We start from the raw sequence: 16,196 nt of genomic DNA, 5'->3' as shown, positions 1-16,196 counted from the left end.
GCCGCCCGGCCGACCGCGCCCCGACGCCCGACGGACTGGGGAGCGTCGGAGGTGGTCGAGCCACCCGGCCCGCAGGAAGAGAGGGCGACTCCCGGACGGTGGGAGCGGTTGCGGCTGGCGCTCGGTGAACGGCTGCCGGTGTGGGTGCAGTCCCGGTGCGGACTCGAACCGCGAACGCTGGCCGCACTGGCCGTGGTGCTCGTCGTGGCGGCCGTAATCGCCGGGAGGTACTTCTGGACCGGTAGGCCCGAGGCGGTCAGGGCGCCGGAGATCGTGCACGCGGCGCCGCTGCCGGAGGCCGGCGTGTCTCCCGATGCCTCGACGGCGGCTGCGCCCGGGGCGGCGCCGTCGGGTGTCGTCGTCGACGTCAGCGGCAAGGTGCGACGGCCGGGGGTGTTGACGCTGCCGTCCGGGTCACGCGTCGCGGACGCGCTGCGGGCGGCCGGAGGGGTCCGGCCGGGGACGGACCTCACCGGACTCAACCGGGCACGGATCCTGCTCGACGGCGAGCAGGTCGCGGTCGGGGTGACGCCACCGGCCGTCGTGGGCGGCGGGTCGGCAGCGGCCGGCGGAGCAGGCGCCGCGGCGGGTACGCGGGCGGCTCCCCTGAGCCTGAACGCGGCGACGGTGGAGCAGCTCGACACGCTGCCCGGGGTGGGGCCGGTGTTGGCCCAGCACATCGTCGACCACCGCACCGAGCACGGCGGCTTCCGGTCGGTGGCCGAGCTGCGCGAGGTCAACGGCATCGGAGAACGCCGGTTCGCGGACCTCGCGCCGCTGGTCCGGCCATGAACGCGCGCCGGGTGACGGAGGAGCCCGCGCCGGAGGGGCGCGGGTGGCCGCACGAGGAGGGGCCCGCCGATCTCCGGCTCGTACCGCCCGCGTTGGCGGCCTGGGGAGCGGCCGCGCTGGCCGTGGGGGTCACCGGGTGGTGGGTGTGCGCGGGGGTGCTCGTCTGCCTGGCGGGGGCGGGGGCCTTGATGGCGGCGGTTCGTGTGCGGTCCGGGCACGGGGCGTCCGGGGGAGTGCGGTCGGGGGGAGGGTGGTCCGGGTGGGGATGGTCCGGGCGGGGACGGGCCGGGTGGGGGCTTCGGGTCACGGCGGGGGCGGCCGTGCTGCTGTGCGCCGCCGCCGGTGCCGCTTCGGGCGGGCTACACGCGGCGGACCTGAGGCGGGGGCCGGTACCCGGGCTCGCGGAGGAGTACGCCCGCGTGGGGGCGGAGGTCACGGTCACCTCCGATCCCCGGCTCACCAGGCCCCGGGTCCGGGGCGACAGGACAGCCCCGGTCTCCGTCGTCCTCGACGGCGAGGCGACCCGGGTCGAGGCGGCGGGCGGCGCCGCGCACCGGACCAGGACACCGGTCCTGGTGATCGTTCCGGCGGGGGAGGCCCAGCGGGAGTGGTTGCGGCTGCTGCCCTCGACCCGGCTGCGGCTCGCCGCACGGCTCGCGCCCCCGATGCGCCCGGGGGACAGGTTGGCGGCGGTGCTGCGCGTCGAAGGGGCCGGGCCGCCCCGGATCGTCGGGCCGCCGAGCAGCGTGCAGCGCACGGCCGGGGAGCTGCGGGCCGGGCTGCGGCGCGCGACGGAGAACCTCGACGGTGACGCGCGGGCGCTGCTCCCCGGGCTCGTCGTCGGCGACACCTCGCGGATCGGTCCGGACCTCACCGACGCCTTCGAAGCCACGGACCTCACGCACCTGCTCGCGGTCTCAGGCTCCAACCTCACGGTCGTCCTGCTCCTGTTGATCGGGCGGCCGGGAGCGGCGCTGCGGGCGGAGCGGGGCGGGCTCGCGCCCTGGCTCGGCCTTCCGTTGCGGGCCACCGCGCTGGTCGGGGGAGGGCTGACGCTCGCCTTCGTGATCGTGTGCCGCCCGGATCCGAGCGTGCTGCGGGCGGCGGCCTGCGGCTCCGTCGCCCTGCTCGCCATCGGTACGGGCCGCCGCAGGTCGCTGGTGCCCGCGCTGGCCGGCGCGGTGCTGATGCTGGTGCTCTACGACCCGTGGCTGGCGCGGAGTTACGGATTCCTGCTCTCCGTCCTGGCCACCGGGGCGCTGCTCACGATCGCACCGGGCTGGGGCAACGCGCTGCGGCGGCGCGGGGTGCCGGGCAGGCTCGCCGAGGCGTTGGCGGCGGCTCTGGCGGCCCAGGCCGTGTGCGCGCCCGTGGTGGCGGTCTTCGCCGCCCGGGTGAGCCTGGTCGCGATCCCCAGCAACCTGCTCGCCGAGGCGGCCGTGGCCCCGGCCACGGTCCTGGGGTTCGCCGCGCTCGCGCTGGCCCCGGTCTCGCTCCGGGCGGCGGAGCTGGTGGCGGCGGTCGCGGCCTGGCCCGCCGAGTGGATCGCCGGCGTGGCCCGGGCGGGTGCCGCGCTGCCCGGGGCGGAGGCCACCTGGCCCGGGGGCTGGTGGGGCGGGCTGCTCCTGGCCGGGTTCTTCGGCCTCGTGGCGCTCGGGGCGTGGAGGCTGCCGTACCGGCGGAGGATCGCGGTGGGCTGTGTCGTCCTGCTCTTCCTCGCGGTGGTGCGACCACCGCCGCTGACCCGCCTGGTCAGCGGCTGGCCGCCACCGGGCTGGGCATTCGCGATGTGTCAGGTGGGGCAGGGCGACGCGACCGTCCTCGCGGCCGGTGGGGACGCGGCCGTCGTCGTGGACGCGGGGCCCGACCCGGCCCTGGTGGACCGCTGCCTCCACGATCTCGGCGTCCGGCGGATCCCGCTGCTCGTACTGACGCACTTCCACGCGGACCATGTCGCCGGGCTGCCGGGGGTCCTGCGAGGCCGGTCGGTCGGGGCGATCCAGACGACGGGGCTCGAAGAGCCCCCGGCACAGGCGGCGTTCGTGCGGCGCACGGCCCAGGCGGCGGGGGTCCCCGTCGTCCGCGCGGGGCCGGGGGAGCGGAGACGGCTGGGGCCGCTGGAGTGGCAGGTGCTGTGGCCGGCGGGACGGCCAAGGGTGGCGGGGGCGGAGGAGTCCGGGCCGAACGACGCCAGTGTCACGCTGCTCGTCCGGACCGTGGCGGGCCTGCGCCTGCTGCTCCTGGGAGACCTCGAACCGCCCGCCCAGCAGGGCCTGTTGCGGGCCTACCCCGCGCTCGGCCCGGTGGATGTGCTCAAGGTCGCCCACCATGGTTCCGCCTACCAGGATCCCGGGCTGATACGGGCGGTCCGGCCACGGCTCGCGCTGGTGTCGGCCGGGCGGGACAACCCGTACGGCCACCCTTCGCCGGCGACGGTCGAGGCGCTGCGGGCGGGAGGAGCGGAGGTGCTGAGGACGGACCGGGACGGCGCGATCGCGGTGACGGGGGTGGGGCAGGGTCTGGTGGCCTTACCGAGTGCGTAGCGGAATCCTTGTCCGGGAGCGGGGTTGCGTGTTCTCGGCCGCCTGAGTTTGCTCCTCTCCGACCGTCAGACCAACCACTCACCGTCGCGCATCAGCACGCGCTCGGCGAGTTCGTGCTCCTCGTTCCAGGCCCTCACCGTCCTGGGGGTGACCCGGAGGTAGACCCAGGCGGTCCTGTCGCGCGGATCCCAGGGGAGCTTGGCCGCGAAGGCGTCGGCCGAGGCCGTCGGAAGGTCGGTGCCCTCCACCTTCTCGGCCGTGCCGTCGATCAGCACGACGTCACGGGTGTGGCCGAGGCTGAGCCGGACCTTGCCCTTCGGGGTGAGGTTGCGGGCCGTGGGGTTGTTGCGCTTGGTGCAGAACAGAAGCGTCCCCGCGTCTGGCCGGTCGTTCCCGGTCACGTCCCAGAGGAACCACAGCGGCACCAGGCACGGTTCGCCGTCGGCCGAGGCGGTAGCGACCCAGATGTCCTCCTCCTTGGCGAGCCGGGTGAGGACGTCCTGCTTGCGCTGGACGCGGGGCCGGGGCGGTTCATGATCGGTCATGATCGGCACGGTAGTCGGGGCGGTACGGGTGCCGCCTCGGCCAACGGACCTCGGGCAACAGGCCTAGGGCCTTTCGTTTGGATCGGGCCGGATCAGGGAGCGGGGTCTGGTGCCGTGGATCGCAAGGCGGAGGAGGGAGTCAACGCGGAGCGTTGGCGACCGACGACAACGCGGCGAGGTGCGGTGCCAGGGCCCGCGAGCCCGGCATGATCCAAACGAGAGGCCCTAGGTCCAGGGACATGGGCGAGCGGAAGGACGGACCGGCAGACTCTGTTCATGACTACTGACACCCAGCAGACTCCGGATGTGCCCGTCGAGGCGTACCTGCGGCGAATCGGAGCGACGCGACCGGAACGCCCCGATGCGGGCGCCCTGCGCGACCTGCACGTGCGGCACCTGAAGGCGGTCCCCTTCGAGAACCTGTCGATCCACCTCGGCGAGGACATCGTCCTGGAGGAGAAGCTGCTGCTCGACAAGGTCGTCGGGGCGCGCAGGGGCGGGTTCTGCTACGAGATCAACGGCACGTTCGCCGCTCTCCTGCGCGCAGTCGGGTTCCGCGTGACGCTCCTCCAGGCACGGGTGTTCGGCGAGGGCGGTCGGCTGGGCGTCCCGTACGACCACATGGCTTTGCTGGTGGAGACGGAGCCGGAGGGGCAGTCGGGGGAGGAGGGGCGGTGGCTCGCGGACGTCGGGTTCGGCGAGCACGGCCACTTCCCGCTGGCGCTGGACGAGCGGGGCGACCAGGCCGATCCCGCCGGCACGTTCCGCGTCGTGGAGACCGAGGGCGGCGACCTGGACGTGCTGCGGAACGGCAAGCCGCAGTACCGGCTGGAGACGCGGCCGCGCGTGCTCGCCGACTTCACGGTGGGCGCCTGGTACCACCGCACCTCCCCGGACTCGCACTTCCCCCGCTCCCTCGTCTGCACCAGGCTCACCGACGAGGGCCGGGTCACCCTGAGCGGCCACAAGCTCGTCACGCATGTGCACGGTGAGCGCACCGAGCGGATGCTCGACGGGGACGAGGAGGTGAGGGCGGCGTACCGGGACCTGTTCGGGATCGGGCTCGCCGAGCTGCCGCCCCTTCCGCCGGCCAGGAAGGCGTAGGGCCTTTCGTTTGGATCATGCCGGGCTCGCGGGCCCTGGCACCGCTCCCCCAAGCTCTTCGAGCAGGGGGCACCCCCAGCCGCGTTGTCGTCGGTCGCCAACGTCCCCCGTAGCCCTTCGGGCACGGGAGGTACCCCCACCGCGTTGACTCCCTCCTCCGCCTTGCGATCGCACGCACTAGACCCCGCTCCCTGATCCGGCCCGATCCAAACGAAAGACCCTAGGGCCGGACAGGCCCTGGCGCACGCATAATTCGGACCCCCGGTAACACTTGCTCTATTTGCCTCGAACGACGCATCGGTGATCGAATGCGTCTTCGTTGGTATGTGAAACGAGTTGCACGGGGGTGCACGGAATGTTCAGTCGTCTTTTCGGCGGTCGGCGCGCGGGCGGGGCCGCGAGGGGCGGTCCGTTCGCCGGGCTCGCCGTTCCGCCGTCGGCCGGGGTGCTGAGCTGCCGCGTCCTCGACCCCGTCAACGAGCCGCTCCGGCAGGCCGAGTTCGTGGTGAGCGACCACGCGGGCCGGAAGGTCGTGGGCGGGGAGACGGATCCGTACGGCAGCGTCCTCGCGACCGTGCCGGCCGGTGAGTACCGGCTCGCCGTGACCGCCGAGGGCTACACGCCGTACCACGGCGGCGCCACCGTCGCCGAGAGCGCGCACGTGGGCCTCGGCGATGTGATGCTCCAGGTCGCGCCGCAGGCGAACCTCCCCGAGCCGGGCGACTGGGAGATCGACCCCGCGCACTCCCGTGTCGGTTTCACCGTCGCGCACATCGGACTGGCCCGGATCCACGGCCGGTTCAACGGTTTCGCGGGCGCGGTACGGATCGCCGAGCGCATGGAGCACTCGGCGATGCACGTGGTCATCGACGCCGCGTCCATCGACACGGGTGTGCAGATGCGCGACGACCATCTGCGCTCCAGCGACTTCCTGGACGTCGGGCGCCACCCGACGATCGAGTTCTACAGCGAGCGCTTCGTCCACAAGGGCGGCAGCAAGTGGTCGGTGACCGGCGCGCTCACCCTGCATGGCGTCAGCCGCACGGTCGCGTTGGACACCCAGTACCTGGGTCTCGGCAGCGGCCTTGAGGGCGAGACGCGCTGCGCGTGCCGGGCGAGCACGGAGCTGCACCGCGAGGACTTCACGCTGACGTGGCAGACGCTGCTTGCGAAGGGGATCGCGGCCGTCGGGTCGAGCATCACGATCGAGCTGGACGTGCAGATCGTTCCGAAGGGGCGCTGACGGGGTTTCTGGGGGCCTTCTCGGTGTGGCTCCTCCGGCTCCTCCTGCCAGGCTTCGCTACGGGGCCTCCAGCCAGCCCTCGTACTCAGCGGCCAGTTCGTCCAGCGCCGACGCGTCGAGCCGGCCCTCCGGGTCCTCCACGACGACCAGCCACTGCGCGTCCTCGGCGTCGTCCTCACCTGCCAGCGCGTCCCGTAGGAGCTGAGGCTCCTCGGCGACGCCGAAGCGGGCGGGAAGCTCCTCGGCCACCTCTTCGGCGGCGTCGCGGTCGGGCAGTACCAGTACGTGTCGTTCACTCACCCCGCCATTCTCGGGCATGGGGTGGGTGTCAGTGGGGCGTGGGATGCTGGTTCACGATGGCCACCAGGAAGAATTCGAACGACGACCTCCTCGCCCCCGTCACGCTCGCCGTGGGCCAGGAGGACCTGCTCCTCGACCGTGCCGTCCAGGAGGTGGTGGCGGCCGCCCGGGCCGCCGACGCCGACACGGACGTACGGGACCTCACCTCCGAGCAGCTCCAGCCCGGGACGCTCGCGGAGCTGACGAGCCCGTCGCTCTTCGCCGAGCGCAAGGTCCTGGTCGTGCGGAACGCGCAGGACCTGTCCGCGGACACGATCAAGGACATCAAGGCGTACCTCGACGCGCCCTTCGAGGAGATCACGCTCGTGCTCCTCCACGCGGGCGGAGCCAAGGGGAAGGGCCTCCTGGACGCGGCGCGGAAGGCCGGCGCGCGGGAGGTGGCCTGCCCGAAGACGACGAAGCCGGCGGAGCGGCTGACGTTCGTACGGCAGGAGTTCCGGACGCTGGGGCGGTCGGCCACGCCCGAGGCGTGCCAGGCGCTGGTGGACTCGATCGGCAGCGATCTGCGGGAGCTGGCGGCGGCGGTGTCGCAGCTGACGGCGGACGTGGAGGGGACGATCGACGAGGCGGTCGTCGGGCGGTACTACACGGGGCGGGCGGAGGCGTCGTCGTTCAACGTCGCCGACCGCGCGGTGGAGGGGCGGGCGGCGGAGGCGCTGGAGGCGCTGCGCTGGTCGCTCTCGACCGGCGTCCCGCCGGTCCTGATCACCAGCGCGCTGGCGCAGGGCGTCCGGGCGATCGGCAAGCTGTCGTCGGCGCGGGGCGGGCGGCCGGCGGATCTGGCGCGGGAGCTGGGGATGCCGCCGTGGAAGATCGACCGCGTGCGGCAGCAGATGCGGGGCTGGACACCGGACGGTGTCTCGCAGGCGCTGCGGGCGGTGGCGGAGGCGGACGCGGGCGTGAAGGGCGGGGGGGACGACCCGGAGTACGCGCTGGAGAAGGCGGTGGTGGCGGTGGCCCGGGCGGCGAGGTTGCGGCGGTAGGGGGCGTGGGGGTGCGGTTCGCGTCCGCGTGGGGGTGCGGTGCGCGTGCGCGTGCGCGGGCGGGGGTGCCGCTGTTGTGGCGCGGGGCCGGATGCCGGGTGCGGGTGCGTTGTGCCGGGGGCCTTTGATTCCCCCACCCCGCCCCTTCCCGAAACCCTGCCGGGGGCTGGTGGGGGCTGAGGTTACGCGGGGCTGCGCCCCGGCCTTCCCGGGTGGCGGCAGCTGCGTGCTGCGGTACTCGGGGCCGTGCCCTGCCTCTGCGGCAGGCGGTAGCCCCGCCCTGCGGCCCGCGCGGTCGAGCCCCGGCTGCCCTGGTGCGGCGGCTGCGCGCCGCAAGGCGCTGCGTCGGGGTGGGGTGGTCCCGCCGGGCTGCGCCCCGGCCTGCCGGGTGGCGGCAGCTGCGTGCCGCGGTGCTCGGGGCTGTGACCCGGACCCGGCTGTCGTCCCGTTCGGGTACGGCGAAGGCCCCGGGGCTCCTGGGGAAGGAGTTCCGGGGCCTTCGGCGTGTAGATGGTGGGCTCGTGCACGCGTGGCGAACGCGTGTCGCGCACGGGTCCGGGGTGCCGGGTGGGAGCGGGAGAGAGGGCCCGCTGGGTCCCGTCCGGCGTTACATCAGAGGGGCTCAGCCCTGCAGAGTGGCAACCTTGGTGGCCAGCGCCGACTTCTTGTTGGCGGCGGCGTTCTTGTGGATGACACCCTTCGAGACAGCCTTGTCGAGCGCGCGGGAGGCGGCGCGAGAAGCCACGACGGCCTTCTCGACGTCACCCGCGGCGACGGCCTCGCGGGCCTTGCGGATCGCGGTCTTGAGCGAGGACTTGACGGCCTTGTTGCGCAGGCGCGCCTTCTCGTTCGTCTTGTTCCGCTTGATCTGGGACTTGATGTTCGCCACGAAAAGAGCCTTTTCAGGTTCGGTGTTGTTTCTGAGGTGTGTCGCATCGCTGAGAGGGCGAACGTGACACAGCTGTCCACGGTATCAGGGCCCATTACCTCCGCCCAAACCGAGCGGAGCCTCCCACTCGTGGGACGATGGAGCCTACGTATCCAACCGACCATCGCCCCGAGACGAGACCTTGCGTGCCCGCGACTCCTACCCACGTGCCTGAGCCGAGCCGTACCGACCCGGCGTTGATCCGCAATTTCTGCATCATCGCGCACATCGACCACGGCAAGTCCACACTCGCCGACCGGATGCTCCAGCTGACCGGTGTGGTCGACCAGCGGCAGATGCGCGCCCAGTACCTCGACCGGATGGACATCGAGCGCGAGCGCGGCATCACGATCAAGTCCCAGGCCGTTCGTCTCCCCTGGGCGCCCACCGAGGGCGAGGGTCAGGGGAAGACCCACATCCTCAACATGATCGACACCCCCGGGCACGTCGACTTCACCTACGAGGTCTCGCGGTCCCTGGCGGCCTGTGAGGGTACGGTCCTACTCGTCGACGCGGCCCAGGGCATCGAGGCGCAGACCCTCGCGAACCTGTACCTGGCGATGGAGAACGACCTCACCATCGTTCCCGTACTGAACAAGATCGACCTGCCCGCCGCGCAGCCGGAGAAGTTCTCCGAGGAGCTCGCCAACCTCATCGGCTGCCAGCCCGAGGACGTGCTCAAGGTCTCCGCCAAGACCGGTCTCGGAGTCGAGGCGCTGCTCGACCGCGTCGTCGCGAACGTGCCGGCCCCCGTCGGTGTCGCCGACGCCCCCGCCCGCGCGATGATCTTCGACTCCGTCTACGACTCCTACCGCGGTGTCGTGACGTACGTCCGTGTCGTCGACGGCCAGCTCAACAAGCGCGAGCGCATCAAGATGATGTCGACCGGCGCCACCCACGAGCTCCTCGAGATCGGCGTCTCGTCCCCGGAGATGACGGCGTCCGACGGTCTCGGCGTCGGCGAGGTCGGCTACCTCATCACCGGTGTGAAGGACGTCCGCCAGTCCAAGGTCGGTGACACGATCACCTCCCTGGCCAAGGGCGCCACCGAGGCGCTCGGCGGTTACAAGGACCCCAAGCCGATGGTGTTCTCCGGCCTCTACCCGCTGGACGGCTCGGAGTACCCGGACCTCCGCGAGGCCCTGGACAAGCTGCAGCTCAACGACGCCGCGCTCGTCTACGAGCCGGAGACCTCCGCCGCCCTCGGCTTCGGCTTCCGTGTCGGTTTCCTCGGTCTGCTGCACCTGGACGTGATCCGGGAGCGGCTCGAGCGCGAGTTCGGTCTCGACCTGATCGCCACCGCCCCCAACGTGGTCTACCGCGTGGTCATGGAGGACGGCAGCGAGCACACGGTCACGAACCCGAGCGAGTTCCCCGAGGGCAAGATCAGCGACGTCTTCGAGCCCGTCGTGCGCGCCACGATCCTCGCGCCCAGCGAGTTCATCGGCGCGATCATGGAGCTCTGCCAGACCCGTCGCGGCACCCTCCTCGGCATGGACTACCTCTCCGAGGACCGCGTCGAGATCCGCTACACCCTCCCCCTCGCCGAGATCGTCTTCGACTTCTTCGACCAGCTGAAGTCCAAGACGCGCGGTTACGCGTCCCTCGACTACGAGCCCACCGGCGAGCAGGCCTCCAGCCTGGTCAAGGTCGACATCCTGCTGCACGGCGACAAGGTCGACGCCTTCTCGGCCGTCACCCACAAGGACGCCGCGTACGCGTACGGTGTGCGGCTCGTCGCCAAGCTGCGCGAGCTCATCCCCCGCCAGGCCTTCGAGGTGCCGATCCAGGCAGCCATCGGCTCCCGGGTCATCGCCCGCGAGACCATTCGCGCCATCCGCAAGGACGTCCTCGCCAAGTGCTACGGCGGTGACATCTCCCGTAAGCGGAAGCTGCTGGAGAAGCAGAAGGAAGGCAAGAAGCGGATGAAGATGGTCGGCTCGGTGGAGGTTCCGCAGGAGGCCTTCATCGCCGTCCTGTCGAGCGACGAGTCCGGCGGCAAGGCGAAGAAGTAGGCGAGTGGGGAGTCAGTAGGGGCCAGTAGGGAGTCGGTCGGGGGTGGACGTCAGCCGGTTCTCTCGTCCCCGCTGCTGTCCGCCGTTTAGCTGACAGATACATCGAACGGGTCCCCGCACGGACAGTGCGGGGACCCGTTCGCCGTTCGTTCTGTTATCAACCGGGTATGAAGAGGCGGCCCGCAGCCTCTTACGCGCCGGTCCCCGGCGCCTTACTCTGATCGCGGCTCGAAGGTTACTCGCGAGTTAGTACGCAGAACCGCATGCGGCAGCAACCGCATGGAACGCACCGCCAGAACGCACCGCCGCCGCCCGGAGGACGTCGTGAGCGACACACAGACCCAGATCGAGAACCGGCCGCCCTCGGTGGCGAACCTTTTCCTTGAGCGCGTGGCGCGGACCCCGGACGCGGAGGCCTACCGCTACCCCGTCCCGGCCTCCGACGGCCAGGGCCCGGACGACTGGAAGTCGCTCAGCTGGGGGCAGGCCGCCGAGCGGGTCTACGCGATCGCGGCGGGTCTGATGGATCTCGGCGTCCAGCCGGAGGAGCGGGTCGCCCTGGCCTCCTCCACCCGCGTGGAGTGGATCCTCGCCGACCTCGGCGTGATGTGCGCGGGCGCCGCCACCACCACGGTCTACCCGCAGACCAACGCCGAGGAGTCGGCGTTCATCCTCTCCGACTCCGAGTCGAAGGTGCTGATCGCGGAGGACGCGGCCCAGCTGGCCAAGGCCCGCGAGACCCGCGCCGACCTGCCCGGCCTCCACCACGTCGTCGTCATCGACCCCACGGGCGTCGAGAGCGACGACTGGGTCCTCTCCCTCGCGGAGCTGGAGGCGCGCGGCAAGGCGTACCTGGAGAAGCACGCCGACGCCGTCAAGGAGCGCGTCTCGGCCATCACCGCCGAGCAGCTCGCCACCCTCATCTACACCTCCGGCACCACCGGCCGCCCCAAGGGCGTCCGCCTCCCGCACGACAACTGGTCGTACATGGCCAAGGCCATCGCCGCGACCGGCCTGGTCACCAAGGACGACGTCCAGTACCTCTGGCTGCCGCTCGCGCACGTCTTCGGCAAGGTGCTCACCTCCGGCCAGATCGAGGTCGGCCACGTCACCGCCGTCGACGGTCGCATCGACAAGATCATCGTGAACCTGCCGGTGGTCCAGCCGACCTACATGGCCGCCGTGCCCCGCATCTTCGAGAAGGTCTACAACGGCGTCGCCGCCAAGGCACGCGAGGGCGGCCCGGCCAAGTACAAGATCTTCCAGTGGGCGGCCGGCGTCTCCCGCGAGTACGCCAAGGTCACCCAGGACAACTTCCGCCGTACGGGCACCGCCTCCGCCCCCTTCGGCCTGGAGGCGAAGCACAAGGTCGCCGACGCGCTGGTCTACAAGAAGCTCCGTGAGGCCTTCGGCGGCCGGCTGCGCGCCGCCGTCTCCGGCTCCGTCGCGCTGGCACCCGAGATCGGCTACTTCTTCTCCGGCGCCGGCATCCACATCCTGGAGGGCTACGGCCTGACGGAGTCCAGCGCGGCCTCCTTCGTCAACCCGGGCGAGGCCTACCGCACCGGCACCGTCGGCAAGCCGCTGCCCGGCACCGAGGTCCGGATCGCCGACGACGGCGAGATCCTGCTGCGCGGCCCCGGCATCATGGAGGGCTACCACGGCCTGCCCGAGAAGACGGCCGAGGTCCTGGAGGCGGACGGCTGGTTCCACACGGGCGACATCGGCGAGCTGTCCGCCGACGGCTACCTGCGGATCACCGACCGCAAGAAGGACCTGTTCAAGACCTCGGGCGGCAAGTACATCGCGCCGACCGAGATCGAGGGCCAGTTCAAGGCCGTCTGCCCGTTCGTCTCCAACATCGTCGTCCTCGGCGCCGACCGGAACTACTGCTCCGCGCTCATCGCCCTCGACGAGCCCGCCATCCTCGGCTGGGCCGCCGAGCACGACCTCGCGGGCAAGCCGTACGCGGAGGTCGTCGCCGCGCGGCAGACCCAGGAGATGGTCCAGGGCTACGTCGACCGGCTCAACGAGGGCCTGCAGCGCTGGCAGACGATCAAGAAGTTCCGGCTGCTGCCGCGCGACCTGGACATCGAGCACGGCGAGCTGACGCCGTCGCTGAAGATGAAGCGGCCGGTGGTGGAGCGGACGTACAAGAACCTGATCGAGGAGATGTACGCGGGGGCGCGGGAGGCGTAGCGCGTAGGGGGCTGCGCGGGGCTTTGCGGGGCCTTCGGGTTTCCGGGCCCGAGCCCCCGGGTCGCCCCTGTTTTCCACAGGTCGGAGGGTTACCTCGGGCAGTACGGGACAATGGGCTCATGCCTTCCGTACTGCCCGATGGTGAGCCCATGCCCGAGGACGGGGCGCTGCCCCCACACGCCCTGCAAGGGGCCGGGGAGCGGCCGCTCGGGTTCTATCTGCACGTACCGTACTGCGCCACGCGGTGCGGCTACTGCGACTTCAACACGTACACCGCGAGCGAGCTGCGCGGTGCCGGAGGCGTGCTCGCCTCCCGCGACAACTACGCCGGGCAGGTCGTCGAGGAGATACGCCTCGCCCGGAAGGTGCTCGGTGACGACCCGCGCCCGGTGCGGACCGTCTTCGTCGGCGGGGGTACGCCCACGCTGCTCGCCGCCGGAGATCTCGTACGGATGCTGGGGGCGATCCGGGACGAGTTCGGGCTCGCGGACGACGCCGAGGTGACGACGGAGGCGAACCCGGAGTCGGTGGACCCGGCGTACCTGGAGGAGCTGAGGGCCGGTGGCTTCAACCGGGTGTCCTTCGGCATGCAGAGCGCCCGGCAGCACGTCCTGAAGGTCCTCGACCGTACGCACACGCCGGGGCGGCCCGAGGCGTGTGTCGCGGAGGCGCGGGCGGCCGGCTTCGAGCACGTGAACCTCGACCTCATCTACGGGACGCCGGGGGAGTCCGACGACGACTGGCGGGCCTCGCTCGAGGCGGCGATCGGTGCGGGCCCCGACCATGTCAGCGCGTACGCGCTGATCGTGGAGGAGGGGACGCAGCTGGCCCGGCGGATCCGGCGGGGCGAGGTGCCGATGACGGACGACGACGTGCACGCGGACCGGTATCTGATCGCCGACTCCGTCTTCGCGGAGGCCGGCTTCGACTGGTACGAGGTGTCGAACTGGGCCACGTCCGAGGCCGGGCGGTGCCTGCACAACGAGCTGTACTGGCGCGGCGCGGACTGGTGGGGCGCGGGTCCCGGGGCGCACTCGCACGTGGGCGGTGTGCGGTGGTGGAACGTGAAGCATCCGGGGGCGTACGCGGCGGCGCTGTCCTCCGGTAGGTCGCCGGGGGCGGGTCGCGAGGTCCTCTCCGAGGAGGACCGGCGGGTGGAGCGTGTCCTGCTCGAGCTGCGGCTTCGGGAAGGGTGCCCGTTGGAGCTCCTGCGGCCGGACGGGCTGGCCGCGTCTCGCAAGGCCCTGGAGGACGGGCTCCTCGCGGCGGAGCCGTACGAGGCGGGGCGGGCGGTCTTGACCCTGCGGGGTCGGCTGCTGGCCGACGCGGTCGTTCGAGACCTGGTGGACTAGGGCCCCGGCCCTGGGCGGGCCAGGCCTGTGAAGCGCGCCCACTTCGTGCGAGGCCCCTGAGGGCACGGCGCCCCCGTGCGAGGGGCCTGAAAGGGCACCGCCCCCGTGGGTTGTGCCCACCCGTTCCGCCCTGCGGAACGATTGCCCACAACGGTGGGGGCCTCGTCTTACGGGAGCATTGCCCGCGACCGTGGGGGCTCTGCGGCGCGAAGCTGCCGCTCGCCCTGCCGGGGCGGCCATGGGCATCAGCCCACGGCACCTCACCGCCCCCCACCAGCCCCCGGCAGGGTTTCGGGAAGGGGCGGGGTGGGGGATCCGCCCCGGCCGCGCCCCCACGGCGCGTGGGGTAGGGGGTAGGGACCGGCCCCCGGCTCTCCCCCTCGGCGCGCGAGGTCGGATCGGTTCAGGCTCCCCGCCCCCGCCTACGGTGCCGTCACGAAGTCGATCAGTTCTTCCACTCGGCCCAGGAGCTGGGGTTCCAGGTCCTTGTAGGTGTGGACCTTCGACAGGATGTGTTGCCAGGCCGCGCCCGTGTTCTCCGGCCAGCCGAGGGCTCGGCAGATGCCTGTTTTCCAGTCCTGGCCGCGGGGGACGGACGGCCAGGCGGGGATGCCCACCGACGACGGCTTCACCGCCTCCCAGACGTCGATGTACGGGTGGCCGACGATCAGGACGTCCGGGGACGAGACCTGCGCCGCGATGCGGGACTCCTTCGAGCCCGGGACCAGGTGGTCGACCAGGATGCCCAGGCGCGCGTCCGCCGTCGGGGCGAAGTCCGCGACGATCGACGGGAGGTCGTCGATGCCCTCCAGGTACTCCACCACCACGCCCTCGATGCGCAGGTCGTCGCCCCAGACCCGCTCCACCAGCTCGGCGTCGTGCCGGCCCTCCACGTAGATCCGGCCCGCCCGTGCCACCCGGGCCCTCGCCCCCGGCACCGCGATCGAGCCCGAGGCCGTGCGGCTCGACCGCGTCGGGCCCGCCGCCGGGCGGGTCAGGGTGACCACGCGCCCCTCCAGCAGGAAGCCCCCCGGGTCCATCGGGAACACCCGGTGCTTGCCGAAGCGGTCCTCCAGCGTCACCGTGCCCGCCTCGCAGCGGATCACCGCCCCGCAGAAGCCCGTCGAGACCTCCTCCACCACGAGGTCCACGTCCGCCGGTACCTCCGGCACGGGCGCGGAGCGCTTCCAGGGCGGTGTCATGTCCGGGTTGTAGCTGCGCATTTGCGCGACGTTATGCGACGGAGAAGCGGCGTGCCAGTTCCTCGCGTTGGTGCCGTACGAACGTGGCGTCCACCGTCGCCCCGTGGCCCGGTACGTACACCGCGTCCTCCCCGCCCAGCCGCAGCAGCCGGTCCAGCGCGTCCGGCCAGCGCGAGGTGATCGCGTCCGGGCCCGCCTGCGGCTCCCCCGACTCCTCCACCAGGTCGCCGCAGAAGACGATCTCCCGCCCGCCGGGGATCAGCAGAGCCAGGTCGTGGGCCGTGTGGCCCGGGCCCACGTTCGCCAGCAGCACCTGCCGGCCGCCCAGGTCCAGCGTCCACTCCCCGGAGACCACGTGGTGCGGCGCCACCAGGACGTCCACCGCCTCCGCCGCAGCGAACGCGTCCACCCCTTGCCGTACCGCGTCCACCATCAGCTCGCTCCCCTCCCGGCGCAGCAGCGCGTCCACGCCCACCGCCCCGTACACCTCCGCCCCCGCGAACGCCGCCGTGCCCAGAACATGATCGAAGTGCGGGTGGCTCAGTGCGATGTGCGTCACTCTTCGGCCGCCCGTCAGCGCCTCGATCTGGGTCCGTAGCTCCGTTCCCTCCCGGAGCGTGGAGCCCGTGTCGTACAGCAGTACCGCCTCTTCGCCCACCACCAGGCCCACCGTGGCGTCCCAGATCGGCAGGCGGCGCCTGCCCACCCCGTCCGCGAGCCGCTCCCAGCCGAACTCTTCCCAACCGACGTCCATGCCGCGACGCTATCCGCAACGACGCGACGTCCGGCGACGTCCGGCGCGATGTCCGACCCGACGCACGACGCGACCTCCGACGCGGCCTCCTTGCCAGGAGCGATGCCCGCCGCCGTACACTGGCCGGGGGATTCCTGGCACTCGGGCAGGGCGAGTGCCAAAAGCGGAGCAACCGA

The 16,196-nt window shown here is 72.2% G+C and carries 13 protein-coding genes; 8 read left to right on the top strand and 5 right to left on the bottom strand.

Annotated features, from left to right (window positions below):
- Positions 1 to 51 precede the first annotated feature (51 nt).
- Complete coding sequence (locus tag ACGFYP_RS12650) at positions 52 to 792, top strand: helix-hairpin-helix domain-containing protein (RefSeq protein ID WP_393490610.1); 741 nt, start codon at positions 52 to 54, stop codon at positions 790 to 792.
- Positions 789 to 3,335, top strand: a complete 2,547-nt coding sequence (locus ACGFYP_RS12645; protein WP_393490605.1) for a ComEC/Rec2 family competence protein — start codon at positions 789 to 791, stop codon at positions 3,333 to 3,335. The genes ACGFYP_RS12650 and ACGFYP_RS12645 overlap by 4 nt, the downstream gene beginning before the upstream one ends.
- A 65-nt stretch (positions 3,336 to 3,400) precedes the next feature.
- Here the strand turns inward: ACGFYP_RS12645 and ACGFYP_RS12640 are convergent, their stop codons facing one another.
- Positions 3,401 to 3,880 (bottom strand): pyridoxamine 5'-phosphate oxidase family protein, encoded by a 480-nt coding sequence (locus tag ACGFYP_RS12640; RefSeq protein WP_393490600.1) that lies wholly within the window; start codon positions 3,878 to 3,880, stop codon positions 3,401 to 3,403.
- Between the two features lie 276 nt (positions 3,881 to 4,156).
- On the opposite strand from ACGFYP_RS12640, the gene ACGFYP_RS12635 reads away from it, so the two are divergent.
- Together ACGFYP_RS12635 and ACGFYP_RS12630 are read left to right on the top strand one after the other, a co-directional pair.
- A complete protein-coding gene (locus ACGFYP_RS12635; protein ID WP_393490595.1) occupies positions 4,157 to 4,984 on the top strand; it encodes an arylamine N-acetyltransferase in 828 nt (275 codons plus the stop codon).
- A gap of 355 nt (positions 4,985 to 5,339) precedes the next feature.
- Entirely contained in the window at positions 5,340 to 6,227 is an 888-nt protein-coding gene (locus ACGFYP_RS12630) for a YceI family protein (RefSeq protein ID WP_393490589.1), read from the top strand.
- Positions 6,228 to 6,284: 57 nt separating this feature from the next.
- Here the strand turns inward: ACGFYP_RS12630 and ACGFYP_RS12625 are convergent, their stop codons facing one another.
- Complete coding sequence (locus ACGFYP_RS12625; RefSeq protein WP_393490582.1) at positions 6,285 to 6,545, bottom strand: hypothetical protein; 261 nt, start codon at positions 6,543 to 6,545, stop codon at positions 6,285 to 6,287.
- Between the two features lie 38 nt (positions 6,546 to 6,583).
- On the opposite strand from ACGFYP_RS12625, the gene holA reads away from it, so the two are divergent.
- The gene (holA, locus tag ACGFYP_RS12620) at positions 6,584 to 7,570 is read left to right on the top strand and encodes a DNA polymerase III subunit delta (RefSeq protein ID WP_393490576.1); all 987 of its coding nucleotides are present in this window, start codon (positions 6,584 to 6,586) and stop codon (positions 7,568 to 7,570) included.
- Positions 7,571 to 8,192: 622 nt separating this feature from the next.
- Here holA and rpsT read toward each other — a convergent pair.
- A complete protein-coding gene (gene rpsT / locus ACGFYP_RS12615) occupies positions 8,193 to 8,459 on the bottom strand; it encodes a 30S ribosomal protein S20 (protein ID WP_055643511.1) in 267 nt (88 codons plus the stop codon).
- A gap of 185 nt (positions 8,460 to 8,644) precedes the next feature.
- On the opposite strand from rpsT, the gene lepA reads away from it, so the two are divergent.
- The 3 genes from lepA to hemW all read left to right on the top strand — a co-directional run bounded on the left by lepA (position 8,645) and on the right by hemW (position 14,064).
- The gene (gene lepA, locus ACGFYP_RS12610) at positions 8,645 to 10,513 is read left to right on the top strand and encodes a translation elongation factor 4 (RefSeq protein ID WP_361969089.1); all 1,869 of its coding nucleotides are present in this window, start codon (positions 8,645 to 8,647) and stop codon (positions 10,511 to 10,513) included.
- 324 nt (positions 10,514 to 10,837) lie between these two features.
- Positions 10,838 to 12,712: an AMP-dependent synthetase/ligase gene (locus ACGFYP_RS12605; protein ID WP_361969087.1), complete on the top strand. Its 1,875-nt coding sequence runs from the start codon at positions 10,838 to 10,840 to the stop codon at positions 12,710 to 12,712.
- A gap of 149 nt (positions 12,713 to 12,861) precedes the next feature.
- Positions 12,862 to 14,064 carry a radical SAM family heme chaperone HemW gene (gene hemW, locus ACGFYP_RS12600; protein WP_361969114.1) on the top strand — a complete coding sequence of 401 codons (1,203 nt, stop codon included), beginning with the start codon at positions 12,862 to 12,864 and terminating at the stop codon, positions 14,062 to 14,064.
- 422 nt (positions 14,065 to 14,486) lie between these two features.
- Here the strand turns inward: hemW and ACGFYP_RS12595 are convergent, their stop codons facing one another.
- Both ACGFYP_RS12595 and ACGFYP_RS12590 read right to left on the bottom strand, forming a co-directional pair.
- A complete protein-coding gene (locus ACGFYP_RS12595; RefSeq protein WP_393490562.1) occupies positions 14,487 to 15,287 on the bottom strand; it encodes a DUF3097 domain-containing protein in 801 nt (266 codons plus the stop codon).
- Between the two features lie 10 nt (positions 15,288 to 15,297).
- Positions 15,298 to 16,020, bottom strand: coding sequence for an MBL fold metallo-hydrolase (locus ACGFYP_RS12590; protein WP_393490556.1), 723 nt, complete (start codon positions 16,018 to 16,020; stop codon positions 15,298 to 15,300).
- Positions 16,021 to 16,196 lie beyond the last annotated feature (176 nt).

This window comes from Streptomyces sp. NPDC048370 (assembly GCF_043200825.1).
Classification (GTDB): domain Bacteria; phylum Actinomycetota; class Actinomycetes; order Streptomycetales; family Streptomycetaceae; genus Streptomyces.
This window is presented reverse-complemented; position numbering and strand designations above follow the sequence as displayed.

Excerpts from the sequence above, each read along its gene's own strand:
- ACGFYP_RS12645 (WP_393490605.1), top strand. The coding sequence starts at position 789 with ATGAACGCGCGCCGGGTGACGGAGGAGCCCGCGCCGGAGGGGCGCGGG.
- ACGFYP_RS12640 (WP_393490600.1), bottom strand. The coding sequence starts at position 3,880 with ATGACCGATCATGAACCGCCCCGGCCCCGCGTCCAGCGCAAGCAGGAC.
- ACGFYP_RS12635 (WP_393490595.1), top strand. The coding sequence starts at position 4,157 with ATGACTACTGACACCCAGCAGACTCCGGATGTGCCCGTCGAGGCGTAC.
- ACGFYP_RS12630 (WP_393490589.1), top strand. The coding sequence starts at position 5,340 with ATGTTCAGTCGTCTTTTCGGCGGTCGGCGCGCGGGCGGGGCCGCGAGG.
- ACGFYP_RS12625 (WP_393490582.1), bottom strand. The coding sequence starts at position 6,545 with ATGCCCGAGAATGGCGGGGTGAGTGAACGACACGTACTGGTACTGCCC.
- holA (WP_393490576.1), top strand. The coding sequence starts at position 6,584 with ATGGCCACCAGGAAGAATTCGAACGACGACCTCCTCGCCCCCGTCACG.
- hemW (WP_361969114.1), top strand. The coding sequence starts at position 12,862 with ATGCCCGAGGACGGGGCGCTGCCCCCACACGCCCTGCAAGGGGCCGGG.
- ACGFYP_RS12595 (WP_393490562.1), bottom strand. The coding sequence starts at position 15,287 with ATGCGCAGCTACAACCCGGACATGACACCGCCCTGGAAGCGCTCCGCG.
- ACGFYP_RS12590 (WP_393490556.1), bottom strand. The coding sequence starts at position 16,020 with ATGGACGTCGGTTGGGAAGAGTTCGGCTGGGAGCGGCTCGCGGACGGG.